Annotated in this window: 15 protein-coding genes; 8 read left to right on the top strand and 7 right to left on the bottom strand. The window is 73.2% G+C overall.

Features of this window, described 5'->3' with window-relative positions; all coding sequences use genetic code 11:
- Window positions 1-147 precede the first annotated feature (147 nt).
- From ACRRSS_RS03605 to ACRRSS_RS03595, 3 genes are all read right to left on the bottom strand, one after another.
- Window positions 148-1674, bottom strand: a complete 1527-nt coding sequence (locus ACRRSS_RS03605; protein ID WP_435969767.1) for a DUF5719 family protein — start codon at window positions 1672-1674, stop codon at window positions 148-150.
- Window positions 1671-5435, bottom strand: a complete 3765-nt coding sequence (locus ACRRSS_RS03600; protein WP_435969766.1) for a glycosyltransferase family 2 protein — start codon at window positions 5433-5435, stop codon at window positions 1671-1673. Before ACRRSS_RS03600 ends, ACRRSS_RS03605 begins: the two co-directional genes overlap by 4 nt.
- A gap of 277 nt (window positions 5436-5712) precedes the next feature.
- Window positions 5713-5976: a WhiB family transcriptional regulator gene (locus ACRRSS_RS03595; RefSeq protein ID WP_015033978.1), complete on the bottom strand. Its 264-nt coding sequence runs from the start codon at window positions 5974-5976 to the stop codon at window positions 5713-5715.
- Window positions 5977-6672: 696 nt separating this feature from the next.
- Between ACRRSS_RS03595 and ACRRSS_RS03590 the strand changes: the two genes are divergently transcribed.
- From ACRRSS_RS03590 to ACRRSS_RS03580, 3 genes are read left to right on the top strand one after another with little or no spacing between them, the layout of a single operon-like run.
- On the top strand, window positions 6673-7182 hold the full coding sequence (locus tag ACRRSS_RS03590; protein WP_435969765.1) for a cysteine dioxygenase: 510 nt from the start codon (window positions 6673-6675) through the stop codon (window positions 7180-7182).
- A gap of 13 nt (window positions 7183-7195) precedes the next feature.
- Window positions 7196-8149: a 2-phospho-L-lactate transferase gene (gene cofD / locus ACRRSS_RS03585; protein WP_435969764.1), complete on the top strand. Its 954-nt coding sequence runs from the start codon at window positions 7196-7198 to the stop codon at window positions 8147-8149.
- A 2-nt stretch (window positions 8150-8151) separates the two neighbouring features.
- Window positions 8152-9486: a coenzyme F420-0:L-glutamate ligase gene (locus ACRRSS_RS03580; RefSeq protein ID WP_435975243.1), complete on the top strand. Its 1335-nt coding sequence runs from the start codon at window positions 8152-8154 to the stop codon at window positions 9484-9486.
- 135 nt (window positions 9487-9621) lie between these two features.
- Here ACRRSS_RS03580 and ACRRSS_RS03575 read toward each other — a convergent pair whose 3' ends face one another.
- The 3 genes from ACRRSS_RS03575 to ACRRSS_RS03565 form a co-directional block, all read right to left on the bottom strand.
- The gene (locus ACRRSS_RS03575; RefSeq protein WP_435969763.1) at window positions 9622-10701 is read right to left on the bottom strand and encodes a DNA-3-methyladenine glycosylase family protein; all 1080 of its coding nucleotides are present in this window, start codon (window positions 10699-10701) and stop codon (window positions 9622-9624) included.
- Window positions 10702-11138: 437 nt separating this feature from the next.
- On the bottom strand, window positions 11139-12221 hold the full coding sequence (locus ACRRSS_RS03570; RefSeq protein ID WP_435969762.1) for a sugar phosphate nucleotidyltransferase: 1083 nt from the start codon (window positions 12219-12221) through the stop codon (window positions 11139-11141).
- Window positions 12222-12325: 104 nt separating this feature from the next.
- On the bottom strand, window positions 12326-14128 hold the full coding sequence (locus ACRRSS_RS03565; RefSeq protein ID WP_435969761.1) for an N-acetylmuramoyl-L-alanine amidase: 1803 nt from the start codon (window positions 14126-14128) through the stop codon (window positions 12326-12328).
- A 136-nt stretch (window positions 14129-14264) separates the two neighbouring features.
- On the opposite strand from ACRRSS_RS03565, the gene ACRRSS_RS03560 reads away from it, so the two are divergent.
- From ACRRSS_RS03560 to ACRRSS_RS03545, 4 genes are all read left to right on the top strand, one after another.
- The gene (locus tag ACRRSS_RS03560) at window positions 14265-15020 is read left to right on the top strand and encodes a TIGR03089 family protein (protein WP_435969760.1); all 756 of its coding nucleotides are present in this window, start codon (window positions 14265-14267) and stop codon (window positions 15018-15020) included.
- Between the two features lie 185 nt (window positions 15021-15205).
- Window positions 15206-16396 carry an LCP family glycopolymer transferase gene (locus ACRRSS_RS03555; protein ID WP_435969759.1) on the top strand — a complete coding sequence of 397 codons (1191 nt, stop codon included), beginning with the start codon at window positions 15206-15208 and terminating at the stop codon, window positions 16394-16396.
- A 255-nt stretch (window positions 16397-16651) separates the two neighbouring features.
- On the top strand, window positions 16652-18376 hold the full coding sequence (locus tag ACRRSS_RS03550) for an LCP family glycopolymer transferase (RefSeq protein ID WP_435969758.1): 1725 nt from the start codon (window positions 16652-16654) through the stop codon (window positions 18374-18376).
- Window positions 18377-18732: 356 nt separating this feature from the next.
- On the top strand, window positions 18733-20193 hold the full coding sequence (locus ACRRSS_RS03545) for an LCP family protein (protein ID WP_435975242.1): 1461 nt from the start codon (window positions 18733-18735) through the stop codon (window positions 20191-20193).
- Window positions 20194-20266: 73 nt separating this feature from the next.
- Here ACRRSS_RS03545 and ACRRSS_RS03540 read toward each other — a convergent pair whose 3' ends face one another.
- Window positions 20267-21307: a glycosyltransferase family 2 protein gene (locus tag ACRRSS_RS03540; RefSeq protein WP_435969757.1), complete on the bottom strand. Its 1041-nt coding sequence runs from the start codon at window positions 21305-21307 to the stop codon at window positions 20267-20269.
- Between the two features lie 72 nt (window positions 21308-21379).
- On the opposite strand from ACRRSS_RS03540, the gene ACRRSS_RS03535 reads away from it, so the two are divergent.
- Window positions 21380-22903 (top strand): LCP family protein, encoded by a 1524-nt coding sequence (locus tag ACRRSS_RS03535; RefSeq protein WP_435969756.1) that lies wholly within the window; start codon window positions 21380-21382, stop codon window positions 22901-22903.
- Window positions 22904-22918 lie beyond the last annotated feature (15 nt).

Below are 22918 nucleotides of genomic sequence, written 5' to 3'. Positions count from 1 at the left end.
GCCGGGCCCGGGCCTCGGCGGCGGCGCCGGTCCGGGTAGGGCTGCGCCCGACAGCGGCCTCGTACGGTCAGGAACGGGCCCCGGCAGGGGCTGCCCGGAACGGGCCGGTGCCGGGGCTCTCGCCCGTGTCCGTTCGTGTGGAGGCCGTCAGTCCAGGACCCCGAGGTCCTGGTGGGCCGACGGGACCTCGACCGTGCCCCGGTCGTCGACGAAGGTCTGGACGGTGAACATCGGCGTGCCGTCCTGCGGCAGCGTCAGCGTGCGCGCCGCGTACACCTTGCCGCCGGAGACCGGCTCGACGGTCAGCGCGTAGGAACCCCTGAGCCCCTGGGGGACGAGGTCGGTGAGGGCCGCCGTCGTGCCCGCCTTGACCGTGACCGTCCTCGACACCGGCGTCCCCCCGCCGGAACCGGCCGAGGCCGTGATCTTCACCTGGGCGGCGGCGCCGGGGGCGGTCAGCGAGAGCGTGGTGGCCTTGGCCCGGTTGTCGGCGACGGTCGCGCGGGCGGAGATCGCCGGAGTCGCCGGCACGAAGGCCACCTCGGTCTTCTCCCCCGTGCCGCGGACCACCCGGAGGGCGGCCACGACGGGGGCGGGCTTCTTCGGGTCGCTCGGGGTGAGCACCAGGGAGCCCGCCTCGCCTCGGGTGAGGTCCTTCAGGTCGAGGGAGGCCGTCATGCCGGACTTCACGTGCAGGGAACCGGCACCGGCGGGGACGATCGTGCCGGTCGCGGTGGCCAGCTGGATCTTGAGGTCGGCGTCGTCGTCGCCGGGGACGAAGGCCACCAGGCGTACGGAGGTGGCGTCGGCCGGGACGCCGGGGAGGACGGCACTGCTCGCCGGGTCGGCGGCGGGGGCGATCCAGTCGGTGCCGAGCTTCTCGTCGGCGGAGCCGATGGCGGCGCCGATCCGTCCGCTGCGGGTGGTGACGTGGACGGTGACGGACTCCTGCGCGGCCTCGCCCGTGAGGGTGGAGAGCAGGACGGGGACGGTGGAGCGGGCGGGGATCGGGATGCCCTCGGTGAACTGGGACTTGAGGGCGCCCTCGGGGCCGTACAGCTCGATGTCGGCGACGGCGGTCGTGTCGTCCGGGTTGGTGAGGTGGACGTAGTCCTGGCGTTCCTTGGCGGTGGAGGCCGCCGGGAACCAGAAGTCGGTGTCGGGGGCGCCGCAGCCGAGGCCGAGCAGACCGCGGGCGCCGCCCGCCGGGACGACGGTGGTCTGCTGGACGGTCCAGCCGGGGGCGAGGGTGCCGGTCGCGGTGCCGGTGAGGGCGGGCGCGGCGGGGCCGTTCGCCTCGGCGGTGACGGGCTTGCCGGGGGCGGTGACGGTGGCCGGGACCTTGGGGGCCTTGGGCGTCTTGCCGCCCTTGGGGGCGCCGCCGGAGGTCGTCGTGTTCGCGGCGGCGCGGAGCTCGGCGGTGGGCCGGTCGGCCCGGCCGGGAGCGCCGGTCGCCGTGCCCGTGCCCGTCGGGGTGTACGAGGTGTAGAGGGTTTCGGCCACCTCGGAGGTGCTCGGTACCGGGCAGGCCAGGCCCGCCCGCTCGATCGGCAGGCGGGTGGGTGCCTTGGCGGCGGGGGCGGCGGGGCCGTCCGTGGTGGTGAGGGACGCGAAGCCGGTGACGGCGGCGAGCGCCGTCGCGACCGCGATCAGGGAGAGGGTCGTGCGCTTCACTGGTTGCTGCTCCCGTCGGGACGCTGCTCGGTCTCGTGACCCTGGGGGTGGGGGGAGCCGTAGCCGTACGGGTCGTACTGCTGCTGCTCGTACTGCTGCTGCGGGTCGTACTGCTGCTGGTCGTACTGCGGCTGCTGGTACTGCTGCGGGTCGTACTGCCGCTGCGACGGGTCGTACTGCTGCGGCTGCTGCTCGTAGCCCTGTTCGGTGTAGGGCTGCTGCTGGTCGTAGCCCTGCTGGGGGTACGCGTACGGCTGCTGCTGGTACGGGTCGGCCGCGTACTCCTGGTAGTAGCCCTGCTCGGCGTACGCCTGGGTCTGGGGCTGCTCCTGGGGCTGCTCCCGCGCCTCGGCGTACGCCGGGTCGTGGCCGCCGTCCCAGTCCTGGGGCTCGTACTGCTGCTGCGCCGGGACGGCGACGGGCTCCGGTCCGGTCCCGGCGGCCTCCGCGGCCTCGGACTCCGCCTCGGCGGCGGCGCGCAGACGGCGGGCCCGCCGGCCGTCGCCCTCGGTCGCCTGGGCGGGGATCGCGAGCTCCTCCTCGGGCAGGTCGTCGTCGATCTCGCGGCGCCTCCCGGGCAGGGCGAGGACGAGCAGGACGACGGCCATGCCGACCTGGGCCCAGATCCACACGGTGTGGGTGAACGGCTGGTCGTACGTGACGTCGAGGCGGCCGCCCTGGGCGGGGAGTTCGAAGCCCTGGGCCCAGCCGTCGACGGTGGTGCGGGTCAGGTCCTTGCCGTCGAGGGTGGCGGTCCAGCCCTCGTCGGCGCGGTCGGCGAGGCGCAGGACGCGGCCCGCGGGGCCGGCCGGGATGTCGGTGTGGGCCTCGACGGGGCCGGCGGCGACGGCGACCGGGGCCGGCCCCTCCGCGGCGTCCGCCGGCTTCTGCGCCGACCCGTCCGTCGTCCCGTCCGTCGTCCCCTCCGCCGTCTTCGCGGCCGGCGGGACGATCATGACGCGGGCGATCTCGCGGTCCACGCGCCAGAGCGCGCTGCCGTCGAGCTGGCTGAGGCGGCTGAGGCCGGGGGTGGAGTCGAGGACGCGGTGCATCTGGCGCGGGGCCCCGTCCCGTACCAGGACGTAGCGGATCGCGTAGCCGCTGAGCTCCTGGGTCTGGTCGGCGCCGGAGCCCGCGACCAGGTGGGCGACGACGTCGTCGAGACGCGGGTCGTCCTCGGCGCCTGCGGTCAGTTCGGCGTCGCCGAGGCGGGCGCCGGAGCCGCGGACCAGGGTGTAGGCGACGTCGCCGGGCGAGCTGCCGCCGAGGACGAGGGTGCGGGGCTGGTCGCGGGTGCCGCTCTCCTCGGCGACGAAGGCCGGGACCTGGACCGGGTCGCGCCGGGTCAGCGGGCCGTCGGCGCCGCCGATCATCCAGCCGACGGCGGCGACGGCGGGGCCGAGGGCGCAGGCGAGGGCGATGAGGGCGGCGACGGGCTGGCGCCAGCCGAAGCCGTGGGCGGCGACGCGGGTGCGGCCGCCCTCCGCGCCGATCATTCCGGCGGCGATGAGGGCGGCGCCGTAGACGAGGGTGGCGGGTCCGGCCCAGCCGGTGCCGCCCGCGCCGTTGGAGAGGACCGCGAGGAGGAGGCCGGCGAGGGCCGCGGCCCAGGCGGCGCCGACGGCGAGCTGCCGCTCCTCGCGCAGCAGTCCGGCCAGGGCGGCGAGGACGAGACCGGCCAGGAGGAGGCCGCCGGCGGTGCCGGGGCCGCCCGGGCTGGTGCCGAGCAGGTCGAGGGCGGTGGCCGTGCCCGTCCGGATGTCGAGGCCGGCCTCGCGCAGGAACGCGCCGGGGTCGGTGAGCAGCGTCAGCGACCAGGGGGCGAGGACGAGCAGCGGGGTGCCGACGACGGCGACGAAGCGCAGTCCGTACGCCGTGATGTCGGAGCGGCGGACGACGAGCACACCGAGTCCGAGGAGGACGGCGAGCGGCCAGACGACCGGGGTGAACGCGGTCGTGAAGGTGAGCAGGAAGGTGTACGCCCAGGTGGCGCGCCAGCTGCCCCGGTCGGGCCGGTTGAAGCCGTGCGCGGCGACGGCGGCGCGGGCCGCCAGCGGGAGCAGGATCGCGAGGACGGCGGTGCCGAGCCGGCCGGTGGCGAGCGCCCCGGTGACGGCGGGCAGGAAGGCGTACGCGATGGCGCCCCAGGCGCGCAGGAGGCGGGACTCGACGATGCCGCGGGCGGCGAAGTAGGCGGTGAAGCCGGCGAGCGGGACCGAGCAGACGAGCAGCACGGTCAGCGCGGTGGAGGTGGAGCCGAGGAAGAGCGCGGAGAGCGCGGCCAGGACGGCCAGGTAGGGCGGGGCGGTCTGGGTGCCGCCGGTGCCGAGGGCGTGCCAGGAGTCGGCGTACCGCGACCAGAGTTCGGAGACGGTGTCGGGCGCGGGCAGCAGGGCGCCGCCGGCGAGGGAGCCGCCGGCGAAGAGGTTGCGGCAGGCGACCAGGGAGATGAGGAGCAGGAGGCCGAAGAGGACCGGGCCGGGCTTGCGGGCGATCTTCTTGAGCCGGGCGAACTGCTCGATCTCCAGGTAGTCGGCGTCGTCGCCGCCGGGCCCGGATTCGACGACGCCGTGGCGGGAGCCGCCGGAGTCGGCCTCGTTGCCGCCGAAGTTGGCGGTGAACTGCTCGGCGGCGGCGCGGACGGTGGCGCCGGGCGGCGGGAACAGCGGGCGGAGTTCGCTCGCGGGGACGGCGGGGTTCTTGCGCCGCTTGCGGGCGGCGAGGATCTTCTCGGGGCGCAGCAGGGTGGCGAGGAGGCCCATGACCTCGTCGACGGCCTGGCCGGGGACCTTGCCGACGAGGTAGGCGAGGGTGCGGAGCAGGGTGCTGACCACCAGCCGTACGAGGACGTACGGGAGGGCGGCGCCGCGGGTGTTGGCCAGGAGGGTGTAGACGGCGCCGGCCTTGTCGACGCGATGCGGGTTGGCGGCGGTGCGGCCCGCGCAGTCGACGGTGCGGCGCTCGCGGGCGGAGGCCTCGGCGTGCCGCAGGACGGCGTCGGGGGCGATGAGGACGCGGTGGCCGGCGGAGTGGGCGCGCCAGCACAGGTCGACGTCGTCGCGCATCAGCGGCAGGCGCCGGTCGAAGCCGCCGAGCTCCTCGAAGACGTCGCGCCGGACGAGCATGCCGGCGGTGGAGACGGAGAGGACGGAGCGGACCTGGTCGTGCTGTCCCTGGTCCTGCTCGCGGCGGTCGAGTCCGGTCCAGCGGCGGCCGCTGCGGGCGATGGAGACGCCGGTCTCCAGGAGCTGCTTCCTGTCGTACCAGCCGCGCAGCTTGGGGCCGATGACGGCGGCGTCCGCGTCGGAGTCGGCGACGCGCAGGAGTTCGGCGAGGGCGCCGGGCTCGGGGGCGCAGTCGTCGTGGAGGAGCCAGAGCCACTGGACCGGTTCGCCGTGCGGCAGTTCGGGCAGGTCGTAGGCGTCGTCGTCCCAGGTCCGGCTGACGGGGTCCCAGCCGCTGGGGCGCTTCAGGTAGGGCAGGTCCTCGGGTCCGAGCTCGGGCGCGGTGCGGGACGCCTCCTCGACGGCGGCGCCGAAGCCGGTGCGGCGCGCGAGGTGCAGGACGCGGTCGGCGCCGATGGCGTCGGCGAGGAGCTGCGCCGAGTCGTCGGCGCTGCCGGTGTCGGCCGCGACCACGTTCTGCACGGGGCGTTCCTGGGCGAGCAGCCCGGCGAGGGCGTCCGGCAGCCAGCGGGCGCCGTCGTGGGTGACGAGCACGGCGGTGACGACGTGTCGCGGAAACTCAGGAGTTGAGGACATCGAGCTACGGGCCCTCCGGCCGGGGTCGCCCGCGGGGGGGCGTGGGGAGCGTCTCGGACGGAGGCCCACACTAACGGCTGCACGCGGAGCGGTCCGCCGCCCTGTGGACAGAGCGGGAGGAAGGGTTTCCGTACAAAGCAAGCAGAACGGTCCGCCGCCTGTGGCTGGAGCACAGGTGGCGGACCGTCCGCTGGTACCGGCTGTGGTGCTGCCTGTCTTGCCGCGTGTTCCGGTGGGCGCGCCCGCGGTGGGCGGGGCCCGGCAGGCCTCGCGCGGTTCAGACGGCGGCCTTCTTCAGGCGACGTCGCTCGCGCTCGGAGAGACCGCCCCAGATGCCGAACCGCTCGTCGTTCTGCAGCGCGTATTCGAGGCATTCGGAGCGGACCTCGCAGGCGAGGCAGACCTTCTTGGCCTCGCGGGTCGAGCCGCCCTTCTCGGGAAAGAAGGACTCGGGATCGGTCTGGGCGCACAGCGCGCGCTCCTGCCAGCCGAGTTCTTCGTCCGCGTCCTCGACCAGCAGTTCCTGGAACAACTCGGTCATGTGCGCCCCTCGTCTGTTCTGTGCGTCCCCGTGGTGTTGCCGTTGCGAACCCGGCCTGACGACACGAGTGAAATTACAAGTTTGTGCTCTGCGCGAGTCAAGCCGAGATCTGCTATTGGGCCTCGTATTCACTCTGCGGAACCAAGCGTATGCGGAAAGTGTTCAAATCACCAAAAACCGAGACACATGCCACCGGCCTGGGTGCACCGTGCGCCCCTCACAGGAAGGACGTCCGAGACTTGGATCTTGTTGCGATCCAGCCATGGAAGCGATCCGGATCACAGTCCGATCACGGACCGGCCGGAGCCAGGCAGTGACAGAGCGTGGTCGATCTCGCGGGCGCCGCCATGTTTACGGGCACGACTGAAGCGCCATCTGTCCTGGTCCGCGCCTGAGCAAACCTTTCTCCGCGCACGGTAACCGGATGAGGTGAAACATTACCCCCAAATCGGGCATTGAGTTGACAGTCGGGTGCCCTTCCGGCCACCTTTGGTGGCATGCCAGCGACCGCAGCGCTCTCCGCGACCCACAGCCGTGGGTTCCGCAGCGCTGTCCAGGCGCGCTGTTGCTGTTGCTGTCCCAGCTGTTGATGCCGTAGAGCTCCAGCTTTCTCCCAGCGTCACCCTGCGTCACTTGTGTCACCTCTTCTCCGTGACCCCCCACCGCTTCTGTTTCTGCTGAGGAACCTCCCCACCCATGAACATGGACAGCGACCTTCAGATCGCCGGCGACATCCTCGAGGTCCCGCACCTCCTTCAGCCCGAGCGCGCCCACCCCGTCACCGTGGCCGAGTTCGCCGGCCTCGCGCGCGCGATCGCCGACGACCGCTCCCAGTGGGCCCCGTACGTCGAGTACGACGCCACCACCCGCTGGTACCACCGGCTCCGCACCGGCCCCGGCTACGAGGTGTGGCTGCTCTCCTGGGTGCCCGGCCAGGGCAGCGGGCTCCACGACCACGGGGTCTCCTCCGGCGTACTGACCGTCCTGGAGGGCGAACTGACGGAGCGTACGGACCGGGGCGCGCGGACGCTCGCGCCGGGCGCGGAGCGGGTCTTCGCGCCGGGGTACGTCCACGAGGTCGCCAACGACTCCCTCGAACCGGCCGTCAGCCTGCACGTCTACTTCCCCGGCCTCACCGAGATGCCGATGCACGAGTCGCTCCAGGCGCAGTGCGCCCCACTCGCCCCGGGTGTCGCAGTGGCCTGAGAGACTGATGTGCATGCGCATTGTGGTTCTGGCCGGCGGCATCGGTGGTGCCCGTTTCCTTCGCGGCCTCAAGCAGGCCGCGCCTGACGCGGAGATCACGGTCATCGGCAACACCGGTGACGACATCCATCTCTTCGGGCTGAAGGTCTGTCCCGACCTGGACACGGTGATGTACACCCTCGGCGGTGGCATCAACGAGGAGCAGGGCTGGGGCCGCCGCGACGAGTCCTTCACCGTCAAGGAGGAGCTCGCGGCGTACGGCGTGGGGCCCGAGTGGTTCGGCCTCGGCGACCGGGACTTCGCGACCCACATCGTCCGGACCCAGATGCTCGGCGTGGGCTACCCGCTGAGCGCCGTCACCGAGGCGCTCTGCGACCGCTGGCAGCCGGGCGTGCGGCTCCTCCCCATGTCCGACGACCGCGTCGAGACGCATGTGGCGATCGAGGTCGACGGCGAGCGGCGCGCGGTCCACTTCCAGGAGTACTGGGTGAAGCTGCGCGCCTCCGTGGACGCGAAGGCGATCGTGCCGGTCGGGGCGGAGGCCGCGAAGCCCGCGCCCGGCGTCCTGGAGGCCATCGCCGGGGCGGACGTCATCCTCTTCCCGCCGTCCAACCCCGTCGTGAGCGTCGGGACGATCCTGGCCGTGCCCGGCATCCGGGACGCGATCGTCGCGGCCGAGGTGCCCGTCGTCGGCCTCTCCCCCATCGTCGGGGACGCGCCCGTGCGCGGCATGGCCGACAAGGTGCTCGCGGCCGTGGGCGTGGAATCCACGGCGGCGGCGGTCGCCCGGAACTACGGCTCCGAACTCGTCGACGGCTGGCTCGTCGACACCGTCGACGCGGGCGCGGTCGCGGACGTCGAGGCGGCGGGCATCCGCTGCCGGGCGGTCCCGCTGATGATGACCGACGTCGAGGCGACGGCCGCGATGGCACGGGAGGCCCTGGCGCTCGCGGAGGAGCTGCGGTGAGCGTGGCGTCCGTGGGGCCGGGGGCGCCGGAGGATGCCGGGAGTCCCTCGTACCGGGTCTGGGCGCTGCCCGGGCTTCCCGAGGTGACCGCCGGGGACGACCTGGCGAAGCTCATCGCCTCCGTCTCACCCGATCTCGTCGACGGGGACGTCCTCCTCGTCACCTCCAAGATCGTGAGCAAGGCCGAGGGGCGGGTGATCGCCGCCGACGACCGCGAGGAGGCCATCGACGCCGAGACGGTACGGGTGGTGGCGCGGCGCGGCGCCCTGCGGATCGTCGAGAACCGGCAGGGGCTCGTGATGGCCGCCGCCGGGGTCGACGCGTCCAACACCCCCGCCGGGACGGTGCTGCTGCTGCCCGAGGACCCCGACGCCTCGGCCCGGCGGATCCGTACGGGGCTGCGCGAGGCGCTCGGCGTCGACGTGGGCGTCGTCGTCACGGACACCTTCGGCCGGCCCTGGCGCAGCGGGCTCACCGACGTGGCGATCGGGGCGGCGGGGGTGCGGGTCCTGGACGACCTGCGCGGCGGGACCGACGCGTTCGGCAATCCGCTGAGCGCGACCGTGGTCGCCACCGCCGACGAACTCGCCGCCGCGGGCGACCTGGTCAAGGGCAAGGCGGCGGGTCTCCCCGTCGCCGTCGTCCGGGGCCTGCCGCACGTGGTGGCCGGGGACGAGGAGCCGGGGGCGCGGGCGCTGGTGCGCGGCGCCGCCGACGACATGTTCCGGCTCGGCACGTCGGAGGCCGTGCGGGAGGCGGTGACGCTGCGGCGGACCGTACGGGAGTTCGCCTCCGACCCGGTCGACCCGGGGGCGGTACGGCGGGCGGTCGCCGCGGCCGTGACGGCGCCGGCCCCGCACCACACCACGCCGTGGCGGTTCGTGCTCCTGGAGTCGGCCCGGTCGCGGGTGCGGCTGCTCGACGCGATGCGGGACGCCTGGATCGCGGACCTGCGGCGGGACGGCAAGTCCGAGGAGTCCATCGCCAAGCGGGTCCGGCGCGGGGACGTCCTGCGTCACGCGCCCTACCTCGCGGTGCCCTGCCTCGTCATGGACGGCGCCCACCACTACGGCGACCCGCGCCGGGACGCGGCGGAGCGCGAGATGTTCGTGGTGGCGGCGGGCGCGGGCGTCCAGAACTTCCTGGTGGCCCTCGCCGGTGAGCGGCTGGGCTCGGCATGGGTGTCCTCGACGATGTTCTGCCGGGACGTCGTACGGGAGGTCCTCGACCTGCCGGCCGGGTGGGACCCGCTGGGCGCGGTCGCGATCGGACATCCGGCGGGGGCGCCGAAGGAGCGGGCGGCGCGGTTGGCCTCGGAGTTCGTCGAGGTGCGCTGAGGGGGCGGGGCGGGTGTCTGGTGCTCGCCTTTCGTGCTCGCCTTTCGTGCTCGCCTTTCGTGCGGGCCGGCGGGGGGCTGTGGTGCGGGCCGGACGGCGGGCCTCGGGCCGTGGGCCCGGGCGCGGTGGGTCCCGCTAGAGCGCCGTGATGTCGCCCGGGGTCATCCGGGGCGCCCGGCGCGGGGGTACGCGGCCACTGAGGAGGATCAGGCGGGCCGCGCGGTGGCGTTGGCCCGCGTAGGGGGCCAGGAGCTCCAGCATCGCCTCGTCGTCGGTCGTGCGGTCCCCCGCCAGGGCCCAGCCGACGATGCCGGGCAGATGGAGGTCGCCGGTCGTGACCTCGTCGGGGGCGCCGTTGCTGCGCTGGACCGTCTCGGCGCTCGTCCACGGGCCGATGCCCGGGACCAGCTCCAGCCTCCGTCGGGCCGCCGCGGGATCCATGAGCGCGGCCTCCTCCAGGCGGGCCGCGACCCCGGCCGCGCGGACGATCGTGGCCGAGCGCTTGCCGTCGACGTTCGCGAGGTGCCACTCCCAGGACGGGATCCGCGTCCACGTCCGCGCCTCCGGCATCACGTGCATGCCCTCGGGGGCCGGGCCCGGCGCGGGCTCGCCGTACTTCCGTACGAGCAGCCGCCAGGACCGGTAGGCCTCGACCGCCGTCACCTTCTGCTCCAGGACCGACGGGATCAGCGACTCCAGGACCAGGCCCGTACGGGTCAGACGCAGGCCCACGCGGCGGCGGTGGGTCGCGAGGACCAGTTTGTGGCGGGGTACGAAGGCGGCCGGGTCGTCCTCGGCGCCGAGCAGCGCCGGGAGGCGGTCCAGGAGCCAGGTCGCGCCCGCGCCCCAGGCGTCGGCCGCGACCCGGCCGTCGCGGACGGCGACGCGGAGGGTGCCGGGGCCGTCGGGGGTACGGCTGGCCCGCCAGAAGGAGCCGTCCGGGGTGACGCGGAAGGTGGGGTCGGCGGGGCCGCGGCGGAGGGGGCCGAGGGTGAGGCCGAGGTCGACGGTGGGGTCCAGGCCTACGGCCGGGCCGGCAGCTGGGTCCAGGCCTGGTGCCTGGTCCGCTGCGTGGTCCGCTGCCGGGTGCGTCGCCGGGTGCGTGGACAGGTCCGCTGCCGGGTCCAGGGGGCTCTCCCGCCGGGGGACAGGGGTGTGGCCGCCGCGGACTGTGGTGCGGGTGGGGTTCGTGGGGGGTGTGAAGCGGCCGGCCATGGCTACGAGCGTAGCCGGGGCGCGGTGGGGGGTGCGGGCCGGTTACGAGCGTAGCCGGGGCTCGGCCGGGGGTGCGGGCCGCCGAGAGTGCGGGGCCTCGGGGTGGGCGTTTCGGGGAGCGGGCGGCGCCCTAAGGGGGTTGTGCCCACCCGTTCCGCCCTTGGCGGACGTATGCCCACAACCGGGGGGACCGCGTCGGCGGGCGTATGCCCGCGACCGGGGGGACGGGGTCGGCGGGCGGAGGCCACGGCCTGGGCGGCGGAGCCGCTGGTGGAGGCCCGGCGGGCGTATGCCCGCGACCGGGGGGACGGGGTCGGCGGGCGGAGGCCACGGTCCGGGGCGGCTGAGCGCTGGTGGAGGCCCGGCGGGCTTATGCCCGCGACTGGGGGACGGACGGAGGCGGCGGGCGGGTCCCAGGGGGCCGCCCGCCGGTGGGGTTACTGGTCCGAGGAGAAGCGGACCGTGCCTGCGGGGAGGGTCGCCTCGCACCAGATTCTGATGCCGTCCCGCAGTTCGTTGTCCGCGCCCACCTGCGCGCCGTCGCCGATGACCGCGCCGCTGAGGACCGTACGAGCGCCGATGCGGGCGCCCGCGCCGATCAGGGAGTCGGTGATCACCGCGCCCGGTTCGACGACCGCGCCCGCCAGGAGCGCGGAGCCCGAGATGCGGGCGCCCTCGCCGACCACCGCGTCCGCGCCGACGACCGTGCCGCCGGTCAGCTTGGCGTCCGGGGCGACGCGCGCCGACGGCAGCACCAGGCGGTCGCCGCAGCGGCCCGGTACGGCCGGGGACGGCGCGCGGCCGAGGACCAGGTCGGCGGAGCCGCGGACGAAGGCCTGCGGGGTGCCGAGATCCAGCCAGTAGGTGGAGTCGACCATGCCCTGGAGGTGGGCGCCGGACGCGAGGAGCTCCGGGAACGTCTCCCGCTCGACCGAGACCGGGCGGCCGGCCGGGATCGTGTCGATGACCGAGCGCCGGAACACGTACGCGCCGGCGTTGATCTGGTCGGTGACGATCTCCTCGGGTGTCTGCGGCTTCTCCAGGAAGGCCGTGACGCGGCCGGTGGCGTCCGTGGGGACCAGGCCGAAGGCGCGCGGGTCCTCGACCCGGGTGAGGTGGAGCGAGACGTCCGCGCCGGAGGAGGAGTGGGTGGCGACGAGGGCCTGGATGTCGAGGCCCGTGAGTATGTCCCCGTTGAAGATGAGGACCGGGTCGTCGGGCCCCGAGTGCAGCCGCGAGGCGACGTTGCGTATCGCGCCGCCGGTGCCCAGCGGCTCCTCCTCGGTCACGTACTCCAGGCTCAGGCCGAGCGCCGAGCCGTCACCGAAGTGCGGCTCGAAGACCTCGGCGAGATAGGAGGTGGCGAGCACGATGTGCTCGACGCCGGCGGCGCGGGCGCGGGCCAGCTGATGCGTCAGGAAGGGGACGCCCGCCGCCGGGACCATGGGCTTGGGCGTGTTGACCGTGAGGGGTCGCAGCCTCGTTCCCTTGCCACCGACCAGGAGGATCGCTTCTGTCACCTTGTCGTCTCTGCTTCCTGTTCGGGGCCCGTCAGCACGCCCGTCTCGGCCGTCCGTGCGATATGACCGGTCAGTTTAGGCCGATGGTTGCCCCGATGACCCCATCAGCTCCTTCCCTGGTACTTCGCCGAGCTCGTACGGGCCGTTCCGAGCTTCCCGTACAGCCGTGCTCCGGGGCACTCCGTCGCGAATCCGTCCCGGTGTCCGGCGATGGCGTTGAACTTGACGTTCTTGCCCTTCGCGTACAGGTTTCCGCCACCGGAGACCAGGGTCGCCGTTCCCTTCGGGTTCACCCCGTGCAGCCCGAGTTTCCAGGCCGTCAGCTTGGCGACGGCGGTCACCGCGGCGGCCGGCGGGTCGCTCTTGGTGAACGTACCGAGGACGGCGATGCCCATGCTGTTGGTGTTGAACCCGAGAGTGTGCGCGCCGAGGACGGGCTTGGCCACGCCCCCCGCACGGCCTTCGTAGATGTTTCCGCACTTGTCGACGGCGAAGTTGTAGCCGAAGTCCCGCCATCCACTGCTCTTGACGTGGTAGCGGTAGATACCGCGGAGGACGGACGGGGCCTGGGCGCAGGTGTAGTTGTTTCCGGTCACGCTGTGGTGCACGAAGGCGGCCTTGATGCTCTTGGTGTAGACGAAGCCCTTCTCGCGGATCGACTCGTCCGCGCCCCAGCCCTTACGGGTGATGATCTTCGGCTGGGGGCCGATGTACGGCTTCGCGGCCGCGGGTGCGGCGGGTGCCGCCGGGGCGGGGGCCAGGGCGGCCGGGGCGGCTTGGGCCGCCACCGGGGGCCGCACCTCCTCCGGCCTCGGCAGGTACGGGAGCGTGAGCTCCGTCGCAGCCTTCGACAGCGCCGGGATCCAGGCCGCTCCGAACGGGGCGAGCTGGGCGTTGACCCCGCTGGCCGCCGCCTCCGCCGCGCTCAGGCCGAGGAGGCCGAGGGCCCCGAACGCGCCGAGCGCTCCGAACGAGCCGGTGGGGACGAGTGAGGCGCCCGGGGCGGGCGGGGACGCTGCCGTGCGCGTCAGGGCGGCGGGTGCCGCACCCGGGCTCTCGGGCCGGGTCGCCCCTTCCAGGGGCGTACGCCGGGACACCGGCTCCAGAGCGGCGTCGGGGTCCGTTCCCGGGGCCTCGTCGGGGATCGTCTCGGCAGACCCGTCAGGGGCGGATTCCGGGGCCGTCTCGGGGGCCGTGTCCGGAACATCCGGAACGGCCTCGGGGGACGTCTCCGGGGTTGTCTCGGCGGACCCGTCCGGGGCCGATTCCGGCCTCTCCTCCGGTGTCTCCCCCGGAGTCGTCTCCGGCGTCGTCTCCGGAGTCGTCTCCAGCGCCCCGTCCGGGGTCGGCGGCGCCTCGCCCGGGTCGACGAGTTCCAGGCGCAGGCCTTCGGGGAGCGTCTCCTCCCCTCGTACCCGGATCTCCACGCCGTCCGAGTCACCCACCCACAGCGGGGCGGTGGAGCCCTTGAGCGCCCGTCCCGAGCCCTCCGCGGTGTCCGGGTCGGCGCCGTGTTCCTCGTTGTGGGTCTCGATGTCCTGCCACTCCGACCAGGCACCGCCGTCGGTGGCCCGGGTGCGGACCTGCACGGTGCCGTGGAGGACGGCCGTCGGGTCGTCCCACACGACGCCGACGAGCGAGAAGGGCCTGACGTCGCGACGGGCGAGGCCCTGCGCGGCGGAGTCGTCCGTCCCGCCGCCCCACGAGCGGTCGGCGCCGCTCAGTGGCTCCAGTGGCAGGGACTGGGTGGCGCCCGGCAGTTCGGGCGAGGGTGGCTGTGCGGTGGCCGCCGGTGGCAGTCCGAGCGCCGAGGGCACGTCCGCCGCCGCGGGTGCGGCGAGGGAGACCGGCAGGGCGAGGACCGCCGCACAGGTAACGGCGATCGAGGAGGCGAGTGAGGCACGCATAGGCCGATCGTGCGTAGCCCATGGCCGCTCCGCGCGTCGGGAACCGGCCCGGAAACTGACGTCGTGTCGGTCCGACCGGTGGACGGCGTCACCGGTACGGCGGACCCCGGGCGGGCGCCCGCGTACGCTGTCCGGCGTGAACGCCAGCGACCGCACCCCCGCCGACCTGCTGCGATCCGCGCTCGCCGCGGACCCCGCCCGCCCCTTGGTCACCTTCTACGACGACGCCACCGGTGAGCGGGTGGAATTGTCCGTCGCCACCTTCGCCAATTGGGTGGCCAAGACGGCGAACCTGCTCCAGGGCGAGTTGTCCGCCGCGCCCGGTGACCGGCTCGCGCTGCTGCTGCCCGCGCACTGGCAGACGGCGGTCTGGCTGCTCGCCTGTTCTTCCGTCGGGGTGACCGCGGAGGTCGGTGGCGACCCCGCGGACGCGGACCTCGTGGTCGCGGGGCCGGACACGTTGGAGGCGGGGCTCGCCTGTTCCGGGGAGCGGATCGCGCTCTCCCTCGCCCCGTTGGGCCGCCGGTTCGCGGCGGTGCCCGCCGGATACGCGGACTACGCGGTCGAGGTGCCGAGCCAGGGCGACCGGTTCGCCCCGTTCGTGCCGGTCGACCCGGAGGCGCCGGCGCTCGCCGTCGGCGGTACGGAGCGCAGCGGCGCGCGGCTCGTGGCGGAGGCCCGCGCCGACGCGGCCGCCCTCGGCCTCGCGCCCGGCGCCCGGCTGCTCTCCGGGCTCGGTTACGAGGGGTGGCAGGGGCTCTCCGCGGGTCTGTACGCGCCCCTGGCGGCCGGCGGCTCCGTGGTGCTCTGCCGGAACCTGGACCAGTTGTCCCCCGAGTCCCTCGCGAAGCGGGTGGAGAGCGAGCGGGTGACCGTCACCGCCGCCGTCTGAACCGCTCGGGAACCCGTTCGGCCCAGCACCGCGCCGAGTCCCCGGGCCCGCACGCCCCCGTCGGTACATGATCGGCCGGGGGGAGTCGACTCCTTCCGCACAACCATGCGTCGGGTTCGGCCGTCTCCTTCTACGACCGGCGGCCGCCCGGCGTGCCGCCGACGCCATGAAGGACGGACTCAGACGTGACGGACCGTGCGGGCACGCCCGCCGAACCGGATCCCCCGGCAACGGAGGGCGCGGCTCCCGGGGCTCCGGAGGGGCCGCGCCGACGCCACTGGCTGCGGTGGACGGCGCTCGGCGTCTCGATCGTGGTGCTGGTCGCGGCCGGGGTCGGCTGGTGGTTCTACCGCAAGCTGGACGGCAACATCACGACGGACACCACCGCCGCCGCCGAGCTCCAGGAGTACGAGAAGGAGCGTCCGGCGGCGGTCGTCTCGGCCGCCCGGAACATCCTGCTCATCGGCTCCGACACCCGGGCCGGCGCGGGGAACCGCGAGTACGGCAAGGACAAGGGCACCCAGCGCTCCGACACGACGATCCTGCTGCACCTGTCGGCGGGGAAGCGGAGCGCGATCGCCGTCTCCGTGCCCCGCGACCTGGTGGTGACGATCCCGAGCTGCCGCAAGCCGGACGGGACCCGCACCCGTGAGCAGTTCGCGCAGTTCAACTGGGCCTTCGAGTTCGGCGGCACGGCGTGCACGATCCGTACCGTCGAGAAGCTGACCGGGATCCGGGTGGACCACCACATGGTGATCGACTTCCGGGGCTTCAAGAAGATGGTGGACGCGGTCGACGGCGTGGAGGTCTGCCTCAAGGAGCCGGTGAACGACCCCGACGCGAAGCTGAAGCTGCCCGCGGGGCGCCAGACGCTCCACGGGGAGCAGGCCCTCGGTTTCGTACGCGCCCGGAAGTCGATCGGCAACGGCAGCGACACGGACCGCATCGACCGCCAGCAGCAGTTCCTCGGTGCCCTCGTCAACAAGGTCCAGAGCGACGGGGTGTTGCTGAACCCGACGAAGCTCTATCCGGTCCTGGACGCGGCCACCAAGGCGATCACGACGGACCCGGGGCTCGACTCGCTGCGGGACCTGTACGACCTGGCGCGCTCGCTGCGGGCCGTCCCGACGGAGAAGGTGCAGTTCCTCACGGTGCCGCGCCGCTCGTACCGATACGACGCGAACCGGGACGAACTGGTACAGCCGGCGGCGAGTCAACTCTTCAAGCAGCTACGGGAGGACCGGCCCGTCGTGGTCGCGCCGGACGAGGAGAAGGAGTCGGGGGCGGACGGGAAGCCCGACGACGCGGACACCCCGGCCCCCTCCGCGACCCCCACCTTCACGGGGCGGAACGCCGCGGAAGGGATGTGCTCCTGAAAGGGCCGTGGGGACGGTGAGTAAAGGGCACACCAAGGGGAGGGCGGAGAGCGATGAGGTTTGAGCAAATTGCCCGGTTGTAAGGGGCGTGGAATTTGTCACGCACGTCGCCCCACGCTGAACTGGGCGGATACTGTGACGCGATCCGGTGCACCCCGACCGCGTGGTCGCACTCACCAAGGATCGAACGACCGAGAGAGCGGCGCCCTGTGGGGGAGGCGCCTCGCGTGGCACCGACGGAGGACTCGAGTAACCGTGGACGCGCACAGCCGTGGACGGGCGGACGAGATCGACCCCGCCGACCAGTGGGTGCTCAACCCGCAGACGGGCAACTACGAACTGCGACTGGACCACTCCGCTGGGCAGTCACCGCAGAGGACGTCCGCGCCCCGTAGAGCCACCGTTCCCGCGCCCGCGCCCGCCGACACCCCCGTCGAGGCACCCGTCCCCGGCCAGCGCCGCAGGCGGGTCACCGAGGCGGGGGGCGACAAGCAGCAGCCGCCCGCGAGCCGCCGCAAGCGCAAGCAGGGCGCGTCGCGCAAGAAGAAGGTCCTGCTGTGGACCGGCGGCACGATGGCGTTCGTCCTCGTCGGGGGGGTGACCGGCGCGTACATGCTCTACAAGGAGCTCGACGGCAACATCGACGTCGTCGACGTCGCCGGCGCCGAGAGCAAGGGCTTCCGCAAGGGCGAGGCCTTCAACATCCTGATCATCGGCACCGACAAGCGGACCGGTGAGGGCAACAGCGGCTACGGCGACAAGAACAGCCCCGGCCACGCGGACACCACGATCCTCTTCCACGTCTCCGCGGACCGGACGAACGCCACGGCGGTCTCCATCCCGCGCGACCTGGTGACGACGATCCCCGAGTGCCAGACGAAGCAGCCCGGCGGCTCGCTCCTGACCATCCCCGGGCAGCAGAAGGCCCGCTTCAACGTGAGCCTCGGCCAGGACGGCCGCGACGCCGGCTGCACCATGCGCACGGTCAAGGAGCTGACCGGCCTGACCGTCGACCACTTCATGATGGTCGACTTCAACGCCGTCAAGGAGCTGACCACGGCCGTCGGCGGCGTGAAGGTCTGCGTCGAGAAGCCGGTGAACGACCGCAAGTCGCACCTGAAGCTGCCCGCCGGCGAGTCGGTCATCGCGGGGGAGCAGGCGCTCGCCTTCGTCCGTACCCGATCCAGCTTCGGCAACAAGAGCGACCTCGACCGGATCAAGATCCAGCAGCAGTTCCTGGGTTCCATGATCCGGGAGATGAAGTCGGACGAGACGCTCACCAGCCCGACGAAGCTGCTCGACCTCGCGAAGGCGGCGACGAACGCGCTCACCGTCGACAAGGGCATAGGGTCCCTCTCCAAGCTCCAGGACCTGGCCAAGGAGCTGTCCGGGATCGACACGAAGAACATCTCGTTCGCGACCCTCCCGGTCATCGACAACCCGGACGAGCCGAAGCCGATCACCGTGGTGCCGCACCCGACGCAGGCACCGCAGCTCTTCGCCGCGCTGCAGGCCGACACCTCGCTCACCGCGGTGAAGAAGAAGACGCAGGACGCCAAGAACGCCCAGGCGCAGGCCCAGGCCAAGCTTCTCCAGGGCGCCCGGGCCGAGGCCGCCGACGTGCGCGTCGACGTGTTCAACGGCAGCGGCATCACGGGCGCGGCCCAGTCGACCATCGTCTGGCTGCAGAACGACCAGGGCGTGAGCCGCTCCACCAACAAGAGCAACGCCCCCGAGAAGGCGGCGAAGACGACGCTCACCTACGCACCGAACCAGGCCGATCAGGCCCGCACGCTCGCGGACATGATGGGTCTGGCCGCCACGGCTCTCAAGCCGGGCACGCAGGACGCCGGGGAACGCGAGCCCATGACGCTCGTCCTCGGTGCCGACTTCAAGGGCGCGGGGGTGCCCATCAACGGTCCGACGAAGGCGCCGGACGTCGAGAAGGTAGAAGCTGACAAGCAGGTGTGCGCCAAGTAACCCCGGAAAAACGGGACTTGGCGCGCTCCTGACTGACGAGGGGACCTGGGGTGGGACAGAACAGCGTGCGTGGGGAGGGAACGCGGGGAAGCGTTCCGCGCGCCCGTCAACTGGGCTGGGACGACGACCTGTACGACGCCGGTGAGGCGACCGGCGCCGGGGCGGACGACGCTCCCGAGGGGACGGGGGCCGCCGAGGCCACGACCCGCGCCGAGCGCCGGCGCGGCGCCGGGAACAGCGGGGGCGGCGGCGGTGACGGCGCCTCCGACGGGCCGTCCGGCAGCCGCCGGGGCGGCTCGCGCCGCCGCGCCAAGAAGGCGGGCAAGCGCAAGGTGCTCCGCTGGGTCGCGATCACGATGTCGGTCCTGATACTCGGCACGGCCGGCGCCGGATACCTGTACTACGAGCACCTCAACGGCAACATCCGCAGCGGCGGGCGCGCGGGCGGCGAGAGCGGCGTGAAGAAGGCCCCGCCGAACGCGCTGGGCGACACCCCGCTGAACATCCTGCTGATCGGCTCCGACAGCCGGGAGGACGAGAAGAACATCGCCCTGGGCGGCGGCCGGAACGACAAGGACCGCAAGCCGCTCGCCGACGTGCAGATGCTGCTGCACGTCTCGGCGGACCGCGAGAACGCCTCGATCATCTCCATCCCGCGCGACACGGTCGTCCCCATCCCCGCGTGCAAGGACAAGGACGGCACGTCGTACGCGGCCACGGCCAACCGGCCGATCAACGAGAGCCTCCAGCGCGGCGGCCCCGGCTGCACCCTCACCACCTGGGAGAGCCTCACCGGCGTCTACATCGACCATTGGCTGATGGTCGACTTCGCCGGTGTCGTGTCGATGGCCGACGAGGTCGGCGGCGTCCCCGTCTGCGTCAAGACCGGTGTGTGGGACAGGTCGAACGGCATCGTCAAGGGCGGCTCCGGCCTGAAGCTGAAGGCCGGCACCACCGAGATCCAGGGCGAGCAGGCCCTCCAGTGGCTGCGCACCCGGCACGCGTTCGGCAGCGACCAGAACCGCGCCAAGGCCCAGCACATGTACATGAACGGGATGATGGAGAAGCTCCAGAGCCAGAACGCCTGGACCGACACCGGACGGCTCACGGGTCTGGCCGAGACGGCCACGAAGGCCCTCCAGGTCTCGGACGAGCTGAAGACGGTGGCGAAGCTCTTCGACCTGTCGATGCAGCTGAAGAACGTCAAGCTGGACCGCCTCACGACGGCCACGGTCCCGACCAGCCCGTACGCGCCGAACCCCAAGGCCTGGCTCCAGCTGGTCCCGTCCGCCGCCGACAAGATGTGGTCGATGCTCCGGGACGACGTCGCCTTCGACAAGAACGGCGACAAGGCCGGCACCAAGCCGAAGCCCTCCGCGAAGCCGAAGACGCCCGCCGAGGCACCCGGTTCCTTCGCCGTGACGGTCGTCAACGGCACCGACGGCGGCGGCGAGCCGCCCGTCGAGGGCCGTGCCGGCACGGTGGTCGAGACACTCAAGGGCAAGGGCTTCACCCAGGCCGGTTCCTCCAAGGAGGGCGGCGGCCGCAAGGACACCATCGTGGCCTACCCCAAGGCGGACGGCGACCAGGGCAAGGCGAACGCCCAGTCCGTGGCGAAGTCGCTCGGTCTGCCCGACTCGGCCGTCCGGGCCGATGCCAAGGCGGAGAACATCACCCTCGTCGTCGGCGCGGACTGGCGCGAGGGCACCGTCTACAAGAGGCCGACGGCGATCGCGGGCGATCTGCCCGAGGGCGCCGACGACAAGGCGACCTGCATGGACGTCTACTCCGTCTACAAGTGGGACGGGAAGAGCTGACCCCCTCCCCCGCCTACGAGAACGGCGGCCGGGCCCCGAAAGGGGCCCGGCCGCCGTTCTCGTAGGGGACGTGTCAGACCGTCTCGGACTCGCCCGCCCGCACGGCCGGGCGGCGGCTCGCGATGACCTTCTTCGCCAGGGAGCGGGGGCTGGTGAGGAAGCCGTACCCCCACGACATGTGCATCGTCGCCAGGGCCACCGGGATCTGGAGGCGGGCCTTGAGCGGCAGGCCCTTGCCCGCCGGGACCGAGCCGGCCGCGATCGCGGCGAGGTAGCCGGCCGGGATCACGAAGCCGAGGGGGGTGAGGACCGCGCCCACGACCACACCGGCGGCGATGGCGCAGACGGCGGTCGGCGGGGCCAGGTAGCGGAGGTTGATGGAGCCGGGGTGGTAGCGGGCCACCACGTGGCGCCAACGGCCGTAGTCCTTGTACTGCTTGGCGAGCGCCCGGACGCTGGGCCGCGGGCGGTACTGGACGCGCAGCTCCGGCGAGAACCAGATCTGGCCGCCGGCCTCGCGGATGCGGAAGTTCAGCTCCCAGTCCTGGGCGCGGATGAACTCCACGTTGTAGCCGTCCTGCTGCTCCAGCGCCTCGCGGCGGAAGACACCCAGGTACACGGTCTCGGCCGGGCCCGCCTCGCCGCCCGTGTGGAAGGCCGCGTTGCCGACGCCGATCTTCGAGGTCATCGCGGCGGCGACCGCGTCCTCCCAGGCGTTCTCGCCCTCGGCGTGCATGACACCGCCGACGTTCTGCGCGCCGGTCTCCTCAAGGAGCCGAACGGCGGTGGCGATGTAGTTCGGGGAGAGCATGCCGTGGCCGTCGACGCGCACCACGATCGGGTGGCGTGAGGCCTTGATCGCCGCGTTGAGGGCGGCGGGCGTGCGGCCCGTGGGGTTCGGCACGGTCTTGACGCGAGCACGAGGAGAGGAAGCGGTCTCACGGACGAGCTCGGCGGCGATCTCGTCGGTGCGGTCCGTGGACGGGCCGAGCGCGATCACCACCTCCATCTCGCCGTCGTACTCCTGCTCCAGGATGTGACGAACCGAGGTGCGCAGATACCGCTCCTCGTTGAGGACCGGCATGATCACGGAGACGGGGGGCGTGGCGTTCATTGCCCGCCACGTTACCGCGAATGGGGGACAGCGGTGCGCGCCGCACGGGTGGTGCACCCTTGCGCTGATCGTATGGGCCTACCGTGCTCACGGTTCCCTTTGTCACACCCGCGGAGGTGTCCGTCCGTGCCCACACCGCCCCGCACGCCCCGTCCCCGGCCCGTCGCCCGAGCCGCGCCGGTCCGCCGGCGGCGCAGGCGCCCCCGGTGGGGGATGCGGATGGCGACGGCGCTCTCCGTGACCGTCCTGGCGGCGGGCGGGATCGGGCACGCCGTGGTGACCGGCCTCGACACCGGCATCACCCGCGTCGACCCCTTCAAGGACATGAAGAACCGGCCGCAGGCCGGCAACGGCATGAACGTCCTCGTCGTCGGCACCGACGGCCGGGACCGGATCACCCCCGAGGAGAAGGCCAAATACCGGCTGGGCGGCGCGCCCTGCCGCTGCACCGACACGGTGATGCTCGTCCACATCTCGGAGGACCGGGAGCGGGCGAGCGTGGTGAGCCTGCCCCGGGACTCGTACGCCGAGATGCCCGAGCACACCGACCTCGTCAGCGGCAAGAGGCACCAGGCGCACCCGGTGAAGCTGAACGCGGCGTACGCCGAGGGCGGGCCCTCGCTGACCGTACGCACCGTCGAGTCGATGACCGGCGTCAAGATCGACCACTACCTGGAGGTCGACTTCACCAGCTTCATGCGGACCGTCGACGCGGTCGGCGGGGTGCAGATCTGTACGACCCGGCCCGTGAAGGACACGTACACCGGGCTCGACCTGCCGGCCGGCACCCATGAGCTCGACGGTGGCCAGGCCCTCCAGTACGTCCGTTCCCGGCACATCGACGGGGCCGCCGACCTCGGGCGGATGCAGCGGCAGCAGCGGTTCCTCGCGGCGCTGATCGAGCGGATGACGAGCGGCGGGGTGCTGTTCAACCCGGTGCGGTTCCGTGAGGTCGCGACGACGATGCTGAGCTCCGTCCGGGCCGACGAGGACTTCGGTACGGATCAGCTGCTCGCCCTCTCGAAGGCGATGCGGGGCTTCACGCCGGCGTCGTCGGAGTTCGTGTCCGTGCCCATCGGGGACATGAGCTTCCCCGTGAAGGGGATCGGGTCGACGGTGAAGTGGGACGCGGCGAAGGCGCAGAAGCTGTTCAAGGCGCTGCGGGAGGACCGGCCGCTGGCACCGCCGCGGGCCGCCGCCTCGTCGGCGAAGGCCCCGAAGGCCGTGGTCGTGGACGTGCCGCCGCGCACGGTGCGGGTGCAGGTCTACAACGGGACCCGGACCGACGGGCTGGGCCGGAGGGTCGACGACGCGCTGCGCGGGACCGGCTTCGACACCACCCGGGCGCCGAAGACCGGGACCGGGAAGGAGCAGGCGCGGACGGTCGTGGAGTACGACCCGCGCTGGGACCGCTCGGCCAGGACCCTCGCGGCGGCGCTGCCGGGGGCGGAGCTGCGGGCGGTCGCGAAGCGGGGCGGGGTGATGCGGGTGATCGCGGGGGCGGACTACAAGGGCGTCACGGCGGTCCGGGGCGAGGACGCGGGACGGGCGGGGCCGTTCGTGGCGGTGACCGGGGACCGGGTGGTGTGCCCTTAGGCCGTGTCCGGGCGT

The organism is Streptomyces sp. Qhu_M48 (assembly GCF_051305195.1).
GTDB lineage: Bacteria > Actinomycetota > Actinomycetes > Streptomycetales > Streptomycetaceae > Streptomyces.
Note: the sequence above shows the minus strand (reverse complement) of the source record. Positions and strands in the feature narration are given on the sequence as shown.